Origin of the sequence: Oribacterium sp. NK2B42, assembly GCF_000424445.1 — a bacterium.
Lineage (GTDB): Bacteria > Bacillota > Clostridia > Lachnospirales > Lachnospiraceae > Oribacterium.
The window spans coordinates 52,940-58,235 of sequence record NZ_KE384191.1 but is presented as its reverse complement, the minus strand read 5'-3'; the positions used below and the strand labels follow the sequence as shown (position 1 = coordinate 58,235).

At 47.1% G+C, this 5,296-nt stretch carries 2 protein-coding genes; both read right to left on the bottom strand.

The window, feature by feature from the left end; translation table 11 throughout:
* A partial coding sequence (gene tnpA, locus G625_RS0117170; protein WP_029202079.1) for an IS200/IS605 family transposase occupies positions 1-196 on the bottom strand: 196 nt, incomplete at its 3' end.
* Between the two features lie 66 nt (positions 197-262).
* A complete protein-coding gene (locus G625_RS0117165; protein ID WP_156885174.1) occupies positions 263-5,260 on the bottom strand; it encodes a hypothetical protein in 4,998 nt (1,665 codons plus the stop codon).
* Between the last annotated feature and the right edge of the window lie 36 nt (positions 5,261-5,296).

Below are 5,296 nucleotides of genomic sequence, written 5' to 3'. Positions count from 1 at the left end.
ATACATACATATGTACATGATCTGTCATTGTAGCCGCCTTAATTATTGTTACGCCTTCCATCTTGCACACTTTTCCTAATAGCTGTCCTACCTCCGCTTGTAGTTTTCCATACATTACTTTACGTCTGTATTTCGGAATGAACACGATATGATATGTGCAATTATACTTGCTATGTGATAAACTTTGATTGTCCATTGGACCTAATCCTCCGTTTCAATTAGTGTGGTTTGCTAGACCTGCACTTATTGTACACCGGAGGTTTTAGTTTATGTTACTCCGTTTATCGCTTCCGCTTTTATTGCTCCCCCAGCTCAGCTGGGGGATTAAGACTGTTTCATTTAACAGGAAGAACGATTCATCATAGATCGCACCGCCTGCCTTTGAGGCCGTACATCCGCTGAAGGATACTTCTCCAGCCGCAGACATATCCTGTTTGGAATACACACCGCCGCCATTAATTGCCTGGCAGTTTTCAAAGCTGGCTCCGATCATTCCAATCGCGCCTGGTGTATAAACGGCGCCACCATTGCTGCCAGATGTACAATTTATAAATTTGACATTCTTGAACTCTATGCTTAGTCCCTTTTCCTGGTAGATTGCGCCGCCGGCTCCTTTGGCACTGCAGTTCTCAAAAAGAACAGAGCCGTTTTCAGCGGTTACCGTGATAATATTAAGCCCATTATCATAAGTAAATAACGCGCCTCCTCCTGCAGATCCGCTCGTTTTGGCGGCTGCGCAGTTGATAAACTTCGCATTGCCGTTTTCGGTACACTCTATAGTCAGTTTTGCACTTTTGAACACGGAAACGGCTCCGCCTTCTCCCGATGTCTGATCTGTGTAGCAGTTTTCAAAATGCACGAGTCCTGTGTTTTTCTCAATGAGGAAATCATTGCTTTGAACCTGAATGGCTCCGCCTTCATAATCCCCATTGCCAACAGTAGCGCAGTCAGTGAATTTTAAGGTTCCGCTGTTCTTGTTCATGCGGAATCCATTACAAAAAACCGCTCCGCCGTCATTTCCGGATTTGGAATTGTTGAACCATACCGTACCGGGATTTCCGATTTCTTCTCCCTTTGAATCCGTTCCGCCGCTGACAGTCATGACTTTACTTACATATACGGAACCACCATATCCTGTGGTCTGATTGTTGTCAAAACGGATTGTTCCTTCTTTTTCTTCGTTCAGTAACGTAAGATTGCCGGTTGTGTTAATGACACTTCCGTTTGCGGAATTTCCAGAAATATAGAAGTTCCTGAACGTAGAGCCATCTTTGATAATAACTGTCGCATTTGCCTGGCTCGCATTGATCGCCCGACCGCTCCTAGCTGTTCCTGTAACAATTCCTTCTCTGTCACCGTCAAAGATAATATCCGTTGTTGTAAGTTTTGCACTTGCATTACTTACCGTAAACAGATCCGTGCCGTTGAATCCTCTGGTCAAAATCGCCGTACCCTTATCTTCATCAGCTTTTTTCTCCTGAGTATCAGTGAAGTTATAGATTCCGCCGGAGGTCGCGGCTGTGGTGATGATGATGTTGTCGGTGGACTCGTTCAGGGTCACTATGTCGGTTGACGGAATCACATAGTCCACCAGCATCTGAATGCTTGCCGCATTGCTACCGCTCATCGTGCTGCCGTTATTGAATCCATTTCTCGCATAGCCCAGCGCTTTGTTCAGCGTGGTAAACGGATGCTCGTAACGGTTCGTTTCACCAATCTGCTTTGTCCCCTTGCCGACATTATTGTTATCCTCGATCTTGCAGATGTACCGGCCCCAGTAAATCAGGCTGCCGGTATGTCCCATATCCTGGGCATTCACGCCGAACAGCGTCTCATCCCGGTCGTTGGTAAAGCCTTCGAGGTTGGCTTCGGTGTTGGACATTGCCGTACCAAACGGTTCGCCAGCTTTGTTATGGCCGCCGGGCGCATACACGCCGATCTTTGCGCTGTCGTCAAGTTCGCCGCTCAGCTTGATGGACGTATTATTATTGCCAGAGAATTCCACATTCCACTGCTTGTCGTTTACCTTATTATCGTAGACGACAGGAGAGCCGGAGAAGCTGATACTGCCATCGCTGTCGGCATAAATGCCCGCGCCCTTCTGTGCAGCAGTATTGTTATCAATGGAACCGCCGGTCATGTTCACACTGCCGCTGATGTAAATTGCGCCTCCTTTTTTGGACGCTGTATTGCCGGACAGGGTTGCGCCCGGATAAATATTGATAAATACGCCCCCAGAGGCTTTGATTGCGCCGCCATCTTCTGCGCTGTTTCCGGTAAGGCTGCCGTTGATATTGATGACAGCCCCGGTTTTCTCCGCATAGATCGCGCCGCCGTCGCTGTTTTCCGCCACGCAGTTCTGGATAGAGCCGCCAGCAGCAACCGTAACTGTGCCGTGCGTAACATAGACCGCACCGCCGCCGGTACTGCCGCTGCTCTTTGCGTTTTGAAGCGTAGCGCCTGTTCCGATGACCAACACAGGCACATTGGTTTTCTCGCCTTTCACATAGACAAGGCTCCCCTTGCCGCCGGAATGATTGGTTTTGTCACCATCAATGATGATGTTGGTAAAGGTCAACATTGCCCCATCGCCGGTAACGGTAAAGAGCTGGTTATTATCTGTATCCTCTGCGCTTGCAAGCGTAAAGCCCCTCGTGATCGTGGCCGTGTCACCCTTGCCGGTATATTTATAGCCCGCGTTCCCTATCTTGTCGGCCGTAGTGATGATGATGTTGTCGGTATAGTCAACATCTGTCCCATTGACAGACAAAGTTCCGGAGTCAAGCGTGACCTTATCGGTTGACGGGATCACATAGTCTACGAGCATCTCGATCTTACACTGCTTTCCGCCATTACCATCATCTACTGCATATGCCTTGTCGCGGGTCGCAGTATTGCGGGAATACGTCACCGCAGCATTCAGCGTCGGGAAACCATGCTCCACTCCATCGGTATCCAAAATCTTGCAGATGCTCAGGGAGTTTGTGATGGTGTACTGGGTCGGGAAATAGGCCTTCAGCGTGTTGCTGGTGGCCTCTATCTTCTTACCGCCTGACGGTACACTCTTGCAGAAAGAGACATTGTCGTAGCGGGTTTCAGGTTCCGCCGCTGTTCTGGCTCTTCCTTGAACGGATTTAGGCAGGTTATTAACATAGTATTCACCAGTACGACATACCTGTATGGCAAAGCGCAGTTCTCCCTGAGGTGTATATTGATACTTCTGCGGATTGGCCAGCGTCAGACTGCTCATATCTACATTTGAAGGCAGAAGCACTTCAATGTAATAATTTGCCCCTTCCTCGTTCAGGGTCGCATTTGTGACATTGGCTGTCGACTGATAAATTATGTCATTGTTAACCCCATCGGTGTACTGGAAAATAATTTTCTTAACACCTTGATACTCATTAGTATCCGAGTTTTTTACACTTGTATTTGAATGCAGATGGATATACCCCTTCTGGGTATGTCCGGAATCGGTCAGATTAACCCACTTATTCCATTCTGTTTCTTCAATAGTATTCGTCCAGACATATTTGTCATCCGGTTTCTGAAGCGTTCCTTCCTGCAGCTTTGTCGCATCAAATCCGTTATCCACATAGAAAAGCTTTGAGAAAGACTGCAGAGCAGCGTTATGCTCAGTTGCATCCTTATATGAGCTTTGTCCGTTCCTAGCCAGCTCACTTGTCGCAACGGAATCGGAATCCTTCAGCGTCTTCGCTTCCCCATCCACCGTCAGCAGAATTTCTTTGTTCAAATCTTTCCAGTTTTCGAAATAACTGTCTGTCCATGTAATCCGGTCATCCCATACCTTATTAACGATAACCGGAACCTTCTCTTCAACCGGCAGGCTGAAGGAGTTAGTCACCGTGAGTTTACGGTTCATTTCCATAACAGAATAGTTTACTGTAGTGCCGGAGCTGGAAACATCCAGATCCCAGGGGTATTCACCACCAAGCGTACCATTTTCAATGACAGCTGTTGTTATACGCTGATTGCTGCCAACCGGTTCTTCAACACCATTAATATATAGTTTCTTAAATATCGGCTTATAGTCTTTATCGCCTGCGGTAAGCAGCTTGAGCCTGTAAATATACTCCGGATGCCCATTGTTGTTGGACTCAAGCTTTTTTGCGGAGCTAAAGTTAGCCTTTGTGCTGAAATTATACTTTCCGTTATTTACAGAATATTCAATCGTTACACTCGTAATATTCGAAATGCTCCAGTTTCCATATGCCACCAGTCTCAGATGGGTCTCAGACGGATAATCACCTGCTGAATACAACCGGGTTCCATCTGGCAGCACGTTTGTCGAATACTCCTTATATTCCTCTTTTCCTTCCTGATAGTCTACAATCGGATCATCCCAGGATCCACGGGTTCCCTGTGCTGTTTCCAAATTTACTTCTTCAATAGTATAAGAAGTAAAGGTTTTCACGGCCTGTTCATTATTTTCCGTGACCTTTACGGACTTAGGAACATAAACAGTTTTAGCCCATTTGGAAATATCATCTGTATGATCACTCTCACTAATGCTTGACACTGCCGTATTTCCGGAACTTTCGGCATATGCTGTAATCTGTGTTCCGGGGTCTGAGTCATTGGTTTTACCATATATCAGGAATTCAATTGTCTGATTTGCAGCTTTCTGCGAAGCATATGGCTCACTTGTCCAGTCGATGCTTTCATCCCATTTCTTTTCAATGGTCAACGGAACGAGATCGCCTTCTTGTTCATCCGTCACCCTCACAACGATCTCACTGCCATCCGCCAACCGGATCGTCAGTATCTCTTCCGTATCAAAAGCGGCAAGCGAAGTAAGCAGCCAGTCGTTTTCCGCCTGCTCACTGCTCTTCTGTTCTACTTTTACCAGCTTCGGATTGCTGAATGTGACTGATTTCACCCGGCTCATATCTGCAATGATTTCCGCCAGTCTCGCATTTTCCGTTGTGGTGTCATATACCCCTGCACTTCCATTGGCCTGACTACGATTTTCTGTCTCCCCAGTAGAATTATCCACTTCCACTGCCGCGTCTGCGGTCTCTTCGCCTTCCAAAGCCTTATTTTCCCCTTCAGAAGCCCCGTTTATCAGGGTCTCCAGCAATTCGGACAGGAAGATGGTGCTTCCGCCTTTGAGGTTATACGTATACTCTCCCCAGTGGAAGTCCACAGTGTACCCTGTGAAAACAAACACCGAGAAGGAGCCTGTCTCAAATTCAACAGAACCATCCACGACTTCTGCCTCTACGATCTCACCGCTCATGGTTTCCTGGTTTTCGATTTTTTCTTGACTCTTTCT